14 protein-coding genes are annotated in these 13982 nt (G+C 57.7%); 3 read left to right on the forward strand and 11 right to left on the reverse strand.

The genetic code is table 11. The annotated features are described in order from the left end of the window. The first annotated feature begins 51 nt into the window (after window positions 1-51). Both RBR41_RS06140 and RBR41_RS06145 read left to right on the forward strand, forming a co-directional pair. A complete protein-coding gene (locus tag RBR41_RS06140; RefSeq protein WP_320351702.1) occupies window positions 52-447 on the forward strand; it encodes a CidA/LrgA family protein in 396 nt (131 codons plus the stop codon). Further along, window positions 426-1139, forward strand: a complete 714-nt coding sequence (locus tag RBR41_RS06145) for an LrgB family protein (RefSeq protein WP_320351703.1) — start codon at window positions 426-428, stop codon at window positions 1137-1139. The genes RBR41_RS06140 and RBR41_RS06145 overlap by 22 nt, the downstream gene beginning before the upstream one ends. Before the next feature lie 1046 nt (window positions 1140-2185). On the opposite strand, the gene RBR41_RS06150 is transcribed toward RBR41_RS06145, so the two are convergent. From RBR41_RS06150 to RBR41_RS06160, 3 genes are all read right to left on the reverse strand, one after another. After that, on the reverse strand, window positions 2186-2602 hold the full coding sequence (locus tag RBR41_RS06150) for a hypothetical protein (RefSeq protein ID WP_320351704.1): 417 nt from the start codon (window positions 2600-2602) through the stop codon (window positions 2186-2188). A gap of 21 nt (window positions 2603-2623) precedes the next feature. Further along, on the reverse strand, window positions 2624-3190 hold the full coding sequence (locus tag RBR41_RS06155; protein ID WP_320351705.1) for a hypothetical protein: 567 nt from the start codon (window positions 3188-3190) through the stop codon (window positions 2624-2626). Window positions 3191-3487: 297 nt separating this feature from the next. After that, complete coding sequence (locus RBR41_RS06160) at window positions 3488-4687, reverse strand: HD-GYP domain-containing protein (protein WP_320351706.1); 1200 nt, start codon at window positions 4685-4687, stop codon at window positions 3488-3490. Between the two features lie 555 nt (window positions 4688-5242). On the opposite strand from RBR41_RS06160, the gene RBR41_RS06165 reads away from it, so the two are divergent. Further along, on the forward strand, window positions 5243-6613 hold the full coding sequence (locus tag RBR41_RS06165) for a GGDEF domain-containing protein (protein ID WP_320351707.1): 1371 nt from the start codon (window positions 5243-5245) through the stop codon (window positions 6611-6613). A 362-nt stretch (window positions 6614-6975) separates the two neighbouring features. Here the strand turns inward: RBR41_RS06165 and RBR41_RS06170 are convergent, their stop codons facing one another. The 8 genes from RBR41_RS06170 to RBR41_RS06205 all read right to left on the reverse strand — a co-directional run bounded on the left by RBR41_RS06170 (window position 6976) and on the right by RBR41_RS06205 (window position 13684). Beyond that, the gene (locus RBR41_RS06170; protein WP_320351708.1) at window positions 6976-7554 is read right to left on the reverse strand and encodes a nitroreductase family protein; all 579 of its coding nucleotides are present in this window, start codon (window positions 7552-7554) and stop codon (window positions 6976-6978) included. A 42-nt stretch (window positions 7555-7596) separates the two neighbouring features. Beyond that, the gene (locus RBR41_RS06175; protein ID WP_320351709.1) at window positions 7597-8394 is read right to left on the reverse strand and encodes an adenosylcobinamide-GDP ribazoletransferase; all 798 of its coding nucleotides are present in this window, start codon (window positions 8392-8394) and stop codon (window positions 7597-7599) included. A gap of 10 nt (window positions 8395-8404) precedes the next feature. Continuing rightward, window positions 8405-9046: a redox-sensing transcriptional repressor Rex gene (locus RBR41_RS06180; protein WP_179980216.1), complete on the reverse strand. Its 642-nt coding sequence runs from the start codon at window positions 9044-9046 to the stop codon at window positions 8405-8407. Between the two features lie 740 nt (window positions 9047-9786). Continuing rightward, window positions 9787-10110 (reverse strand): ATP synthase F0 subunit C, encoded by a 324-nt coding sequence (gene atpE, locus RBR41_RS06185; RefSeq protein WP_179980215.1) that lies wholly within the window; start codon window positions 10108-10110, stop codon window positions 9787-9789. Window positions 10111-10243: 133 nt separating this feature from the next. After that, window positions 10244-10948, reverse strand: a complete 705-nt coding sequence (gene atpB, locus RBR41_RS06190) for a F0F1 ATP synthase subunit A (protein WP_320351710.1) — start codon at window positions 10946-10948, stop codon at window positions 10244-10246. A 143-nt stretch (window positions 10949-11091) separates the two neighbouring features. Beyond that, the gene (locus RBR41_RS06195; RefSeq protein ID WP_320351711.1) at window positions 11092-11514 is read right to left on the reverse strand and encodes a hypothetical protein; all 423 of its coding nucleotides are present in this window, start codon (window positions 11512-11514) and stop codon (window positions 11092-11094) included. Beyond that, complete coding sequence (locus RBR41_RS06200) at window positions 11498-11851, reverse strand: AtpZ/AtpI family protein (RefSeq protein WP_320351712.1); 354 nt, start codon at window positions 11849-11851, stop codon at window positions 11498-11500. Before RBR41_RS06200 ends, RBR41_RS06195 begins: the two co-directional genes overlap by 17 nt. Before the next feature lie 162 nt (window positions 11852-12013). Next, window positions 12014-13684 carry a class I SAM-dependent RNA methyltransferase gene (locus tag RBR41_RS06205; protein WP_320351713.1) on the reverse strand — a complete coding sequence of 557 codons (1671 nt, stop codon included), beginning with the start codon at window positions 13682-13684 and terminating at the stop codon, window positions 12014-12016. Window positions 13685-13982: the final 298 nt, after the last annotated feature.

Below are 13982 nucleotides of genomic sequence, written 5' to 3' on the forward strand. Positions count from 1 at the left end.
GGCAAGCGGCGCGGTTTTCAGCGCTGCGTTCAACCTTGACGGTAGGCGGACATGAAAGAGACGTGGAAGTTTTTATGGCAGATGGCCATCCTGGCGGGCCTGTTCTGGGGTTCGGACTGGCTGGTGCGCACCGTGGGCCTGCCGGTGCCGGGCAATGTTTTTGGCATTGTGGTGCTTTTTTTTCTTTTGCTCACAGGCGTCATCAAGGAGCAACAGATCAGCACGGCGGCCAATTTTTTGCTCAAGCACATGGTGTTTTTCTTTGTGCCCGTGGCCGTGGGTCTCATGCAGTGGGGCGGCGTTTTTTATGAATATGGCTGGATATTGTTGATCGCCATTGTCATCAGCGCCATTTTGCCCTTGCTGACCGTGGGGCTGCTGGGCAGGGCATTGCGCCGCAGGGCAAGCAAGAGGGAGGGCGCGACATGCAATCCTACGCAAGCATAAGCACGGTGCTGTGCATACTTGGCACCTTGCTGGCCTATATGGCGGTGCGCACGCTGTACCTGCGTTACAAGCATCCCCTGCTGAATATCGTGGCTCTTGGAGCCGCCGCCGTGATAACTGTGCTGGTGGTTTTTGATATTCCCTACGCTGTTTACGAACCCTCGGCAAAAATCATGACAGCGTTCATCGGCCCGGCCACGGTTGCGCTGGCCCTGCCCCTGTACCGTTACCGCCACGTGCTCTTGCGCTACGCGCTTGCCATCATGGGCAGCGTGTGCGCGGGAACCTTTGTGGCCATGTTTTCGGCGGGTTTGCTGGCAAAGGTCGGCGGACTGCCGCAGGAAGTGGTCATATCCATTCTTCCCAAGAGCTCGTCCATTCCTTTTGCCATTGAGGTGGCGGGCATGTACGGCGGCATACCGTCGCTGACGGCGGCCTTTGTGGTGGCCACGGGCACGCTTGGTTCCCTTATCGGCGGGTGGACTTTGAATCTGGCGCGCGTGGCCGATCCCTTTGCCAGAGGGCTGGCCCTCGGCACGGTGTCCCATGCTCAGGGCACGGCGGCGGCCCTGCAGGAAGGGGAAGAAGCGGGGGCCATGGGCGGGCTGGCGCTCATACTTGCGGGTATTTTTACCGCAGCCCTGGTTCCTGTTGCGGTTTCGCTGCTGATGCGCGTTCCGGTTTTGGGTTAGCCGTAAGGCTCAATACGCTGAAATACATTGTGGGGGAGGGACCCTTTTAAAAAAGGGTCTCCTCCCCCACGCCCCCACCCCCTAAAATTTTTATTGTTTCTTAGTATGTTGCAAAAAATTTTTAGGTTTAAAGCGGGGGGCGGGCGGCTGGCCCGTGGCGTGCAAGAGGCGGTGCGTAATTTTTACTCATATGGCACAAAATTATGAGTAAAATTGTCGCACCATCAGGATGAAGCCCTGAGGGCTTTTCTATAAATTATATAGAAAAAGCAGCGTGTTAAACGAATTTTCCACGGCTGGCACGGCTTTTGCCAATAGCTTGTTGCTCCCGCTAAAGGTAAAGCAGGCCAGCCCTCCAGGCAGGGGCTGACCGCAGATTGGATTGTCCACACCCTCCTCCTGTGACAACCCCCTCGCGTCAGGCGGGCGCTACCCAGAATGCCCGCCTGACGCCCATGCTCAACCCAGTGAGCTTCCTTGCGACCCCGCCCGGACACACCCCGGGCGGGGTCTGGTTTTATTATGGTTCCAGACTGTCGGGCGCACCAGCGCGCACAACGAAACGCCGGCGCAGGGCGGTAGTGCGTATTCGCCTGCCGGGTTTCTGCTGTTTGCGGTATTTACGACGTCTGGGCTGTCTGCGGCATTCGCGACGTCTGGGCCGTCTGCGGCATTCTCGACGTCTGGGCCGTCTGTGGGGCTTTTCTGTCGTCTGCGCCTCGGCGCTTCGGCGCAACGCAGCGCGGTTTATCTGCGCGTGGTACTCAAGGACAAGGGCCTCCTCACGCGTCCCTGAGTATTTTCAAAGCCGGATTGCCCTGAAACAGAGAACCGTTGAGAACGGGCGTTCTCAACGGTTCTAGAGCAGATTACCTTTGAAATGCTTCACATTTCAAAGTTTTCATTCAGCCGAAAATCGCATTGTTGTGGGGCGCTGTACTTTCGTGCAGCGTTAGAGCAGTTACACTTTTTCAAAGTGAAAATGCCCTAAAGGCAGTTGCCTTTGCGGCAAAAGCTCCCAGGGGCAGCCAGTGCTGTGGCGCGTGCTATTCCACGCGCTTGAATACCAGTTGATCGAACTTGCCGTCAGTCTTGCCGTCATTTTTAAGGATGACGGTGTTGGGATCCTTGAGGACAAAGTTGAGGGTATTGCCGTTGTCGTTTTTGAGGGTGATGGTGTCGCCCTTGTCGGCCACTACGGTAAATCCGCCCGTATAGGCAACGCCGCCAAGCGCAAAGGCAATGGTCTTGTTTCTGGCGTCAACGTCCACACGAAGGTTTTGCACCAGACCCTCAAGCATCTTGGACACAAGGGGGATATCGGCAAAATCCTTACGGACTTCGGGGCTTGCCAGCGCCACAGTGCCCGCAGGGTCGCCCCGCCACTTGCCGTCAAGTTTTTCAAGATTATTGCCGCACCCAGTCAGCAGCAGGACGATAAAGAGCCATGCAAATTTTTTCATATCAAAACCTCCCGCAGCGGGCTATGGGCCCGTCTGCTTTTTGGCATTCATTTCTTTGTTGATGCAACTCTGCATGACCGTATAGCTTCCCCGGCCTGTCTGCGCCACATCCGTACAGTGGCGCAGAATGTTTTCCGGCAGATCCGTCATGGCTGCAATGGCCGTTCTGGCTTCGCGCTCCGCATCAAAGCAGCTGGATTCGATAAGAGGGCTGCCCATGGCAACGCTTTTGCAGTAGGCGGAAATATCAAATTCAGGCACAGAGCTTGCGTTCGTTCTGTTTTTGCCCACTTTTTGGGGGCCTTTTGTGGCAGCGGCGTAGCCTGCCAGCGCGCCCGCCATCATGGCGGCCTGTTCCTGCCCCAGTTCCTGCCCCTGCTTGCGGTATTCCGCATCAAGCCAGGCCGTGAGCTCTTTGGCCTCGTCTTCCGTCAGCGGGCAGGGCGGCAGGCCCTCTTTGTTCTGGGCCTGAAAAGCCCATACGCCCGCAGCCAGCTTGCGGAGGCTGTCCTGCGGGTCGGCCAGGGCCGGAGTGTGCAGGATCGCCGCCATCATGACGGCAAAAAGGCTGACACAAAATTTTCGCACGCCATCCTCCCGGTGGGCTGTCATGCGCCAAGGCTAGCGTCATTTGCTGTGAATAGCCAGCAGGTATCCGTCATTGGGGGGGGCGCCAGACCGGGAGTAGGTGTGCCCGTGGGGCGTATTGGGGCAGGCCGGTCGTCACAATGCGCAAGCGTCAGGATGCCGTGGCGCGCGTTGGTGTGTCTGATCCCAGGGATTTCATGTCATGCTCCTGTCATGCCCCTGCCAGGGCCCCTGCCATGCCCCTGCCATGCCGGGGCATGGCGCATGCCGGGGCGCGGGCATTGCGGGAACGTACAGTCATGTTTGCGACAGCAGCAAGCCTATGTCCATCTGTTCAGCGTCTGCACCGGCAAGCGACCGTTCAATCTCAAGCTCCGATTCTTCACTCAGATCCCGCAGCCTGGGCCGAACGGATCTTCCGTCAGGGTCCAGAGCGACTATAACCGTGGGCAGGGCCGGAAAGTCCGGGCTTGTGTGGCAAACTACGCCGCGCTCGCCGTTTGACAGCTGTACGGGCGTTCCGGTCGGGTAGATTCCCAGCATCTTGATGAAGCGCTCCACATAGCCTGGCGCCCATACCTGGTTGCGCATTTTGTACATGACTGCCAGGGCCACATTGGCAGGCATGGGATCTTTGTACACCCGCTGGGATGAAAGGGCGTCATAATGGTCGCTCAGCGAAAGGATGAGGCCATAGATGCTTATGGTGTTGCCTTTCAGGCGGTTGGGGTACCCTGTGCCATTGTACTTCTCGTGATGTTGCAGCACGCCTTGCAGTATTTCGTGATTTGCGTCCTGCTCCCTGGCGAGATGGGCGTGGCCAAGCTCCACATGGGCCTGCATGATTGTTCGCTCCGCGGGGGTGAGTTTGCGCGGGGCGTTCAGCACTACCTGGGGAATGAATATTTTTCCGTAATCATGAAAAAGCCCGGCCAGCCCCACAAGGGGCAGCTTGTCTTGCGGCAGCCCGAGATACTGGGCATAGGCTATGGCTATTATGGCTACGTTGACAGAGTGCGTGTGCGCGTCCTTGTCGTTTTTTTTGAGCTTTGTCAGGGCGATGAGCGCGTCCCGGTTGCGGTTGAGGCTCCGGATGACAGCTTCGACGCAGGGCCGCGCGGCCGTCATGTCCACGGGTTTGCCCTGGGTATCTGACATCAGCTCTCGTATGTGCTCGAACGCATCGGCATATACCGATCGAGCCCTGGGGATTTCGTCCCCCAGTGAAGTGGCCGAAACGCTCAGGCCCGGCCATGGGATATTGGCAGTGGAAAGCCCGGCGTTAAGGTCATGATATTGCCGGAACCGGCTTGGATCATGGCAGATTTCGGTATAGCCCTGCCTGGCAATGTCGGAAATGACGCTTTGCGTCGTGAGAAAACCTTCCTGCATATAGAGCATGGGATATTCAAGCCATGAGACCCCGGGATTGACGGTATACATGCCAGGTACAGCATCTGAAATGGCTATTCGGGAGGTTTTTGCGTGTTCAGACATATGCTGCAACGTGTGCCGTGCCAGAGTTGTGGTGTGTCAGGTCGCGCTCCGCGCGGGGCCAGGGCCGCAATGGGGCGGCACGCAAAAAGCTGCAGGAACGACGCAGGCCGGACAGAGCGCTGCGCATCGGCGCGCCTGTCTTCAGCGCGCACCTGAAAAACAGGGCTTCCAGCAGGCCGCCGGCTGCCTTTTTCAGCGCGCGCACCAACAGAGTATGTACATTTTTTCAAAGGCATTCTGCCTGGTTTGAGAACAGCATGACAGTGCCGAGTTTTTTTCAGTTTACCCATGCCGAAAGGCAGAGGCCAGCCATTCGAACATGCTATGGCAAATATGGATTTCTTGTGTGTATTTAACGGAATGTACAGTGTTTTGCGTAACATGCTTAAAAAATAAATGAAATTTTTTAAAAAAATTTACTAAAACGAATTGACAGGATTGTCAGGTTTTTCTATATCTGAAATTGTATATAGATTCTTTAGAGTGTTGTTGGCTGTGCAGCGCAAAGCGCAAAAGTCCCCCACAAACTATCCCCTCCAACCCCGCGGGGATCATATGGAACAGGTTTCATCATGCGCCCGGAACTTCGTAGTGAAGACCCCCGGACGTCAAACCGACGGACGAGTCACCCTGGTCTCCTCTGACAAGGGTCTGGCAAATAACTTCCATCTTGATTTTTTGCAGGGCCTGCCGCAGGCCATTGCTGTGGTGCGCGTTGACCTTGATATGATGGGCCGCCCCAGCGACCTTGTGGCCGTCTATGGCAACCAGGCCCTTTTTTCGCTTTTCGGCACCTGCCGCGAAAGGTTCATCGGTTTTTCGCTTATCAAATCGCGGATAAATTTGGATAAAAAGTGGCTGTATGCATTATGGGAAACCTCCTGCCATGGCCGGGTACAGCATATTACAGATTTTTGGCCCGCTCTCGACAGGCACCTTATGGTGACCTGCCACCAACCGCAGTTCGGGTATTGCACCTGCCTTTTTCAGGATGTGACCGAGAACGTGCAGGTGGAAAACGAGCGCGAAAAAAACCGGCAGAAGTTTGAGGCGCTTTTACACAGCGCAGTGGACGTGGTTTTTCAGATGGATCCTGCCACGCAGGCCATGGCAAACCTGGATGAAAGCATGACGAGATGCGGCAACCTGTTCAAGGGACGCTGCGTGTCGGAAGCCCTGTTGCAGCAGGGGATTTTCGCGCCAGGACAAGAGGACAAGATCGGCGAAATGGTCAATCTTGTGCGTAACGGCCTCATGGACTGTACCTGCGAAGTGCGCGCACGGGTTCGGCTTAATGCGCCATACACGTGGCACAGTCTGACCCTGGTGGGCTATGCCGATCCGCAGTCACGGGACATGTGCATAATAGGCTTTCTCAAGGATGCGCATGACCGTGTAAAAGAACGCGCCGATCTGCGTAACCGGGCGGAAAAAGACGCACTTTGCGGTATTTACAACCGGGCCGCAGGCGAGAGCCTTATCACCCTCAAGCTGGGAGAACTGGAAGAGGGCAGGCAAAGCAGCGCCGCCATGTTCATCTTTGATCTTGACGATTTCAAAAGCATCAACGACACGTTGGGTCATTCCTCAGGTGACGCCGTGCTCAGGGCTTTTGCCGGAGTGCTGCGCCAGGTTTTTCGCAGGGATGACGTGGTGTTTCGCCTTGGCGGCGATGAGTTTGCCGCATTTGCGCGTAATTTGCCTCTGGAGCGGATCGCAAAAATCTATGAAAGGATCACCCTTAAACTTGAGGAACCCCTTGTTGGCGGCGTGCGCGTAAAAGTATGCGCGGGTGTGGCCTACAGCCCGAGCGGGCGTCACACCTATGGCGATTTTTACATGACCGCAGACAGGGCCCTGTACAATGCAAAGGAAGGCGGCAAAGGACAATCCAGCATTCTTTGCCTTTATGGGAATGGGTCCTGAGCGCCGGGGTAGAGGCCCCCGGCGCTCAGGATTGCAAGCGTTCAACCAGCATAAATAGAGGTTTGAATTTGTACGTCGTGGCGTGTGTCTTGTAGTGTGCTGTGTCAACCAAGCGCCATAGTGCTGCATTTCGTGGCATGCACGCACCGGCTGCTAGTGTCAGGGTCCGGACGTTAATGAACGGATAATACTGCCAGATGCAAGGCGTACAATAAACGAGGGCTGCCAGTAGTGGGGCAGCCCTCGTGCATTTTTGTTCTGCGCTGGATGTAGCCGAGGCGTCCAGCGCAGAGCACCTTCAAAATACCAGCGCGTTTCCAGAGGCTCTTTGATCAGTGCTTCACTAAAAAAGAATACATGCTCTAAAAACGGGAAGCGATCAGGTCTTCAAGCGTCCGTTTGGGCACATGATGCAGGCCCTCGGCATCGCGCCAGTAGCCGCATGCGCCGTCAGCGGGCATGGGGGCGACCACGCGCTTTTCCTTGGCCACGCCCAAACCAAGAACAAGAGCCACCTTGAGATCGGCGGGAACCTGCAAAAGTTCGGGAACAGCCTGGTGATCAAAGGACTTGATGATGCAGCAGCCCCAATCGCGGCTGCTGGCGGCAAGCTGGATGGTCTGGGCGGCTATGCCCACATCATAAAACGTCAGTTCCCCACCGCCCTGGGGCATGAGGATGGCGATAAAGCCCGTGGGGCGCTCGCCGGGATGGGGGCCGCCCCAGTCCTTGAGGGCTCCTGCCCAGCGGGTCAGGGGAAACAGCTTGTCTAAGGTTTCGCCATGTCCTACCAGGCTGAAGCGCAGTTCCTGCGCATTTTTGGCCGAAGGGGCCAGACGGGCGCAGTCCACGAGCCACTCCAGGTCTGCCATGGTCAGGGGCTGGTCTTCATAAAAACGGCGGCAGGTTCTGGCTTTTACCGCCAACTCTTTGAAATTCATGGGTTCCTCCTTGGTTGCCCAGGCAAATAAACTGTCCCTACTCTACACTGTACTTGCCAGAAACCACAACTGCCCCCACTGGATGCCCGCGCCCAGAAAATCGCCGGAAATGCCGCCCCTGCTGCGTGCCAGCGCCGCAATCTGGCGCAGAATAAAAAACTGTCCAAGCGCGGTGACGGGCACGCGCCACCATGCCTGGTGGCCAAGCAGGGCCAGCCCGCAGAGTGCCAGCAGGGCTGCCAGGGCGTACCACCTGGCCAGTGCGTGGCTCGCGCCCGCGCAGGTGAGGCCTCCCAATGAATCCGGTTCGCGGGGTGGCGCAAGGGCCGCCAGCCAGATCACGCAGGCCCTGCCCCAGGCAGGAGCCGCCACGAGCCATACCCATTGCCCGGCCTGGATGTGCCAGCACACAGTGAGCCACATGCCGCCAAAGGCCAGCAAAAGATGCAGAGCGCCGAACGCTCCCAGGCGGCTGTCACGCAGGATGGCCCAGAACCGTTCGCCCTGTGCCCCGCTGCCGCTTGCGTCGCCAAGGTCGGCGAGCCCGTCCCAGTGCAGCCCGCGTGTGCTCCATACCTCAAGGGCCATCCAGAGCCAGGCGGCCAGCGCCGCGCACAGCAGGGGTTCCGCCGGGGCGCGGCGCGTCAGCAACAGAAAAAAAAGCCAGCAGGGCACCGTGACGGCAAGGCCAAGGCACAGGCCAGCCGGGCCGTAACAGGGCAGGCTGGGGCCAAGGTCGCGGCCTGAGCAGTCGGGCCGGGGCGGAACAAGGCGCGTCAAAAAAGCCAGGGCGTCGTAACAACGTCCTGGCCATGATGTACGGTTTTGCGGCAGCGCCAAGGCTGACGTCCTAGCGAGTCATGGGGTGGTTGAACGCCAGGGCGTAAAGATGGTGGAAAAAGTCCACGTACTCCACGTTGATGCGTTCGGGAACCTTGATGCGGGCCGGGGCAAAGTTGAGAATGGAGGTTATGCCCGCATCCATGAGGTGTTGCGCGGCTCTTTGCGCCCTTTCCGGGGGAGTGGTGATGATGCCGATTTCAATATTGAGGTCAGAGACCATATCCTTGAGGTCGCGGGTGCAGTGCACCTCAAGACCGTGGACAATTTCGCCGATTTTGAAGGGATCACAATCGAATATGCCCACGATATTGAAACCGCGGGCGCGAAATTCACTATGGTTGAGAATGGCTTTACCCAGGTTGCCGACGCCGATGAGGGCCATGCGCCACTCGCGGTCAACACCGAGGGAGGAAGTGATGGCGGCAATGAGGGATTTTACGTGATAGCCCACGCCGCGGATGCCGAATTCGCCAAAATAGGCCAGGTCCTTACGCACCTGGGAGCCATTGACGCCGCATGCCTCGGCCAGGGGATTGGAGGAAATGACCTCCACATTATCGCGGGAAAAGTTTTCAAGCACCTGCACGTATGTTGCCAGGCGTTGAATGGTTGCGCGAGGGATGTGTTTGCTTTTCGGTTGGTTAGCCATAGTTTACCTTCTGGAAAGCCGCGAGCTTGTCAACGGGAAGATGTCATCTCGTGAAAGAAAGTGTCTATCAAAAAACTGTAAATGTGCAAGCCGGGCCTTATATCGTATTGTTACTTCCAACAGCATATAAAATATACATAATTCTATGCTGTGGCAATCCTCGCAACAACCTACCGTTATTAAGTTGAGTACACAACTATTGACGGCTCTGCCTGCCAGGGAGATAGTTAAAAGATGGCCAGTGGGCGGCCTGGTATTGCTCTATATATTTTGTCATTAATCAAAGTACGTTATGGATGCTCCCCAGTGCTCTTTTTGGCATATCCCCAGGCCGTAAAAAGATCGCAGGGGTGCATGTTACAAAAAGAATTTTTGTGAATGAAATGCTACTATAAAAGGTGACAAAGGTTAAGCCCCAAGGCCCAAGATACCTCGTATCCTGCAAAAAAATCTATGTAATCCCGGAAAATGCAGACCCCGCGCCGACGCTTTCATGACAGGCAGGGGAATTTTTATTCTGCGAACGATTTTTTGCGTCCTGCGAAATAGTAAAAAATTTTTTTCGTTGTGAAAAACACCCCATCAGCTTTCAGGCGGGTCGAATCTTCGTGCCGCCAGCCAGGATATCCGCGTTTTGCGGTAGGGTGCATGACGCGTCTTTCAAACTGCTGCAAGGTCGTGGGCAGAAGGCAAAAAAAAAGGAGGCCGGAGCCTCCTTTTTTTGCAAAGCTGATCCAGCCCTACGCGTAGGGGTTGGCGTACAGCAGGATGAAGCTGATAACCAGAGCGTAAATGGCCAGAGATTCGATAAAGGCAAAGGCCAAAATCATGGTACCGGTGATCTTGCCGCTTACGTCAGGGTTGCGGGCAACGCCTTCGCAGGCGCCCTTCAGGCCAAGGCCCATGCCGATGCCGCAACCGAAGGCAGCGATGCCGATGCCAAGAGCGGCGGCCAGGCAGGTGTAGCCAAGGGCCGAGGCGTCGAGCTGGTTGGCGGCGAAAGCCATGCTGGCCATACCCAGCAGAGCCACGGTGTTCAGGGCGATCATCAGAAGTTTACGCATGAGACACTCCTTGCACTGTTGTATTGTTGGGTCGTAAACGACCATTCCCCACTATGCAGCGCCTGTTTTACGTCCGGCGAAGGACGCCCGCGGATGACCCGGCGGGGAGGGCGGCAGGCCGCCCTGTGCAAGGCTAGTGTTCGGGTGCTTCCAGAGCGCCCTTGATGTAGAACATGGTCAACATGAAGAACACGAAGGCCTGCATGGTCTTGCCCAGAAGGAAAAGCGCGTAGATGGGCAGGGTGCCCAGAATGGGCGCCATGACGAAGAACAACACCATAACGATTTCTTCACCCCTGATGTTGCCGAAAAGACGGAGGGAGAGAGAAACCGGACGCGAAAGGTGCGACACCACTTCCAGCGGGAACATCAGCGGAATAAGAAACTTGGAAGGCCCGGTGAAGTGGTGGATGTAGTGCGTTTTCCAGCGGATGAGACCCACGGCGTTGTAGAACACGAGCACAAAAAGCGCCATGCAGACCGTGGTGTTGAGGTTGGCCGTGGGTGCGTCGAAACCGGGCACCAGACCCATGAGGTTCATGCCGAAAATGTAGATGAAAATGCCCGCCAGCAGCGGCACGAACTTGCGCCCGTGTTCACCCATGGTCGCGATGATGAAGTTTTCAACCGTGTCTACCAGTGCCTCGAAAAAGTTCTGCAAGCCGCCCGGCACGAGGGTCAGGCGTCTACGCATGATCAAGGCCACAGTAAACAGAAGGGCCATACAGACCCAGGAGTAGAACACATGCTTGAACTCCACCATCTGTCCACCGATGGCGATTTCGTCCATGCCCATAAATGTGGAGAGCAATACCGGATGCGGCAAACCACCTGCCATGAGCCCTGCCTCCTGGTCGATGCGCGCCTTTGCGACGCTGCGTTGATGTAAAGCCCTAAGGCCGTTCCCCTGAAATTTTCGTGCCGCGCAACCGGTGGGCGTTCGCCCCTGTGCGCGCTACACCCTACGGTGCTGCGCCCCCGTTATCGCGCGCTGCGCCTGATGGCGCGCGCTGCAAGGGCAAAGCTTGCAAGGGCGAAAAACCCGCCCGTCACCATGCCCCCTACAAGGGCAAATACCGGGGCATGGCACTCAATGAGGGAAATATAAAGAATGCCCCCCACCACAATAAGCCTGCCAAGCCAGCGCACCAGAACGATGCGCAAAAAAGCCGTGCTGTAGTCACCCAGCCCCCGGCGCAGAAAAAAGCGCGCCAGGCCCCAAAATGTCCAGGCCATGATGGCCAGTCCCACACCGAACCAGAGCACCCAGGGCGTTACCGTGAACAATAGTGCCCCCGCAAGAAGAACAAAGGCGGTGAGCAAAAACTCGTTGCGCAGCATCACGCGCACGGCGGGGTGATCAATGCCGCGCCGCCAGAGCCATGCGTCAAGGCTGTGTATCATGCTCTTCCTGTCGGTCACGGCTCTCCGCCTTGCCCTGCCCCGATGGGGCGCTTGCGCCGTCAGGCGGCTGTGCAAGGCCTTTGCGCTCTGCGTCCTGCCTTGCGATCTTTCGCAGCAATGCCTGGGTGTCGCGGTAAACATTCAGAAAACCGGCGGCAATGCCAATAAACAGAAAAATCAGTTTGCCCCAGGGGCTCGTATGCAGCCAGTAGTCTATGCCGTAGCCTATGGCGAAGCCAACCGCCGGGCCGCTGACCAGATGCAGGCCGATAACCCCGGTATTCGCCATGGCTTCAAGGCCGCTTTGCTGCTGCTTCAGAAAGTCCTTGAATGACATGCTACCTCCGCGCTGCCTGCGTCCTTTGTGTCAGACCGCAATATCCGCATAGTATTCGCGCGTTAAGGGTAGTAGTGTCAAGAGCCCCAACGCTGTGTAAATTATCACAGGCTTCGGGTCGCGTCAATGGCTTCGGCGCGGAAAGATGCGGGTCATGCGCATTTACAGGCTTTGCCACAGGGTCAGGCATTCGATATGCGGCGTATGGGGAAAAAGATCCACCGCGCGCATTTCCGCCAGCCTGTATGCGCCGCGCAATCGGGCCGCGTCTCTGGCCAGGGTCGCCGGGTTGCATGATATATAGAGGATGGTGTGCGCATTGAGCCGCAAAAGCGCGTTGAGCGCGCGTGGCGCAAGGCCGGCGCGTGGCGGGTCCACCAGCACCGCGTCCCAGTGTTCAGTCTGGCTCCAGTAGTTTTCCTGCAGGGGTGCGAGCTTGTCCAGGTGAAGACCGGCGTCGCCCGTCTCATAGACGCAATGGTCAAGGCCCATGCGTTTGGCATTGGCGCGTGCCAATGCCACGGCCCTGGCGTCCTGTTCCAGCCCGAGCAGGCGGCCGCACCGCTTGCCCAGCAGAAGTCCGGGGGCGCCGACCCCGCAGTAGAGGTCGAGCAGGGAGGGCTTGTCCTGTTGCACGTGGCGCTCGAACATGTCCACGGCCATAGTGGCCAGGACTTGCGACGCCGCTGTGTTGACCTGAAAAAACGAGGCCGCGTCAAGGCAGAAATGTTCACCGGCAAGGGGCAGCCAAAGGCGCGCGGCGGTCGGGTCGGCCTCGCCGGTATTGCCAAGCACGGCAACGCGCTTCTGGCCCAGCACAAGCGCGTCTTCGCTGGCGCGCTCTTCATGCACAAAGCCCGACAAAAGGGGAAAGGCCTTCAAAAGCTTTTGCCCGATGGAGCGCACCATGGCCTGCTGCGTTGGGTCGCCGGGGCTTGTGATGCACAAAGCCCACCAGCGGGGGCCGCGCAGATCGGCGTCCAGCGCCCGGCGCAAAACCAGAAAGCGCCAGAAACCGCTGCCGCGCTTGCGGCTTTCGGCGGCGTGCATTGCCGCAAGGGAGGATGAGCGCCAGCCCATGCGTGTCCGCTTGGGTTTGGCGACCACTCGCTGGGCGTGTCCTGCCTGGCCGTCATAACTGAGCTGGCTGTCGTGCGTTTCGTCCGTGCCCTGGCCGCTCAGGCGGTACCGGGCCTCGTCCTTGGGCGTGTGCGCGGGCAAGCCCGTTTGGGCGGCAAGTTCGGTCATCATGTCCACCATGCCGCGCGCTTCCACAGACATGAGGGCACAATGCGGCACGGGAATGACGCCGCGCCCGCTGCGGCGGCGCATGCCGATGGTCAGCGGTTCATCACCGCCGCCGGCAAAGGCCAGCTCCACCTTGTTGCGGTAGCGCCGCATGGCAGGAGAGGGCTGAACTTCGGCAAGCAGGCTTTCCATCTGATCCGCATCCATGCCGCCGATGCGTATCATGGCGTCAAGGGCAATGCGGCGCTTCCAGTGGAGCTGGGTCTCATAGGGCATGGTTTGCAGCGGGCACCCGCCGCACTGTCCGTCATGCGGACAGATGGCGGGCACGGCATGGCGCGCGGGCTGCACAACCTCGACAGCTTCTGCTTCAATGAAGCTGGATTTACGTCTGGTAACGCGGGCGCGCACAGTCTGGCCTGGCAGGCCGCCTGTGACAAAAATCACGGTGCCCTGGTTGCGTGAGCGCCCTGCGTGAGCTTTTTGCTCATTGGTCGTCAGGGCGTGCTGGCAGTGGGCGCGCGCGAGCCCTCGTCCGTCGTGGGTCAAATTTTCTATCTGAAGGGTGAGAATATTGTCGTTCATTGCAGAGAAATATAGCAGTGTGAAGGCCTCATGCCAAGAAAAACTATCCTGAAAAATTGCCGATGCGAACCAGAATCGTGCGGTTTGTGGCACGAGCGCGATTTTTGCTTGTGCCCGGCGGCGGCTTGATGTACAAGCGCCGTGCGGCTGCATGCCCCGTCTTTTGGCGGAGGCGGCGCGTCCTTGCCGAAAAATTGCGGAAGGCGCTTGACATTTGCCGTGCAATGGGGCAAATATGCCTTTCTCTTTTTGGAGGTTGATATCATGTACGCGATTATAGAAACCGGCGGAAAACAGT

It is taken from the genome of Desulfovibrio sp. (genome assembly GCF_034006445.1).
In the GTDB taxonomy this organism is placed as follows: Bacteria; Desulfobacterota; Desulfovibrionia; order Desulfovibrionales; family Desulfovibrionaceae; genus Desulfovibrio.

Coding starts and splice junctions, on each gene's coding strand:
- atpB (WP_320351710.1), bottom strand. CDS start 10,948: ATGGCAGGTGGTTTGCCGCATCCGGTATTGCTCTCCACATTTATGGGC.
- RBR41_RS06205 (WP_320351713.1), bottom strand. CDS start 13,684: ATGAACGACAATATTCTCACCCTTCAGATAGAAAATTTGACCCACGAC.
- RBR41_RS06200 (WP_320351712.1), bottom strand. CDS start 11,851: ATGTCATTCAAGGACTTTCTGAAGCAGCAGCAAAGCGGCCTTGAAGCC.
- RBR41_RS06195 (WP_320351711.1), bottom strand. CDS start 11,514: ATGATACACAGCCTTGACGCATGGCTCTGGCGGCGCGGCATTGATCAC.
- RBR41_RS06165 (WP_320351707.1), top strand. CDS start 5,243: ATGGAACAGGTTTCATCATGCGCCCGGAACTTCGTAGTGAAGACCCCC.
- RBR41_RS06150 (WP_320351704.1), bottom strand. CDS start 2,602: ATGAAAAAATTTGCATGGCTCTTTATCGTCCTGCTGCTGACTGGGTGC.
- RBR41_RS06145 (WP_320351703.1), top strand. CDS start 426: ATGCAATCCTACGCAAGCATAAGCACGGTGCTGTGCATACTTGGCACC.
- RBR41_RS06180 (WP_179980216.1), bottom strand. CDS start 9,046: ATGGCTAACCAACCGAAAAGCAAACACATCCCTCGCGCAACCATTCAA.
- RBR41_RS06170 (WP_320351708.1), bottom strand. CDS start 7,554: ATGAATTTCAAAGAGTTGGCGGTAAAAGCCAGAACCTGCCGCCGTTTT.
- RBR41_RS06160 (WP_320351706.1), bottom strand. CDS start 4,687: ATGTCTGAACACGCAAAAACCTCCCGAATAGCCATTTCAGATGCTGTA.
- RBR41_RS06140 (WP_320351702.1), top strand. CDS start 52: ATGAAAGAGACGTGGAAGTTTTTATGGCAGATGGCCATCCTGGCGGGC.
- atpE (WP_179980215.1), bottom strand. CDS start 10,110: ATGCGTAAACTTCTGATGATCGCCCTGAACACCGTGGCTCTGCTGGGT.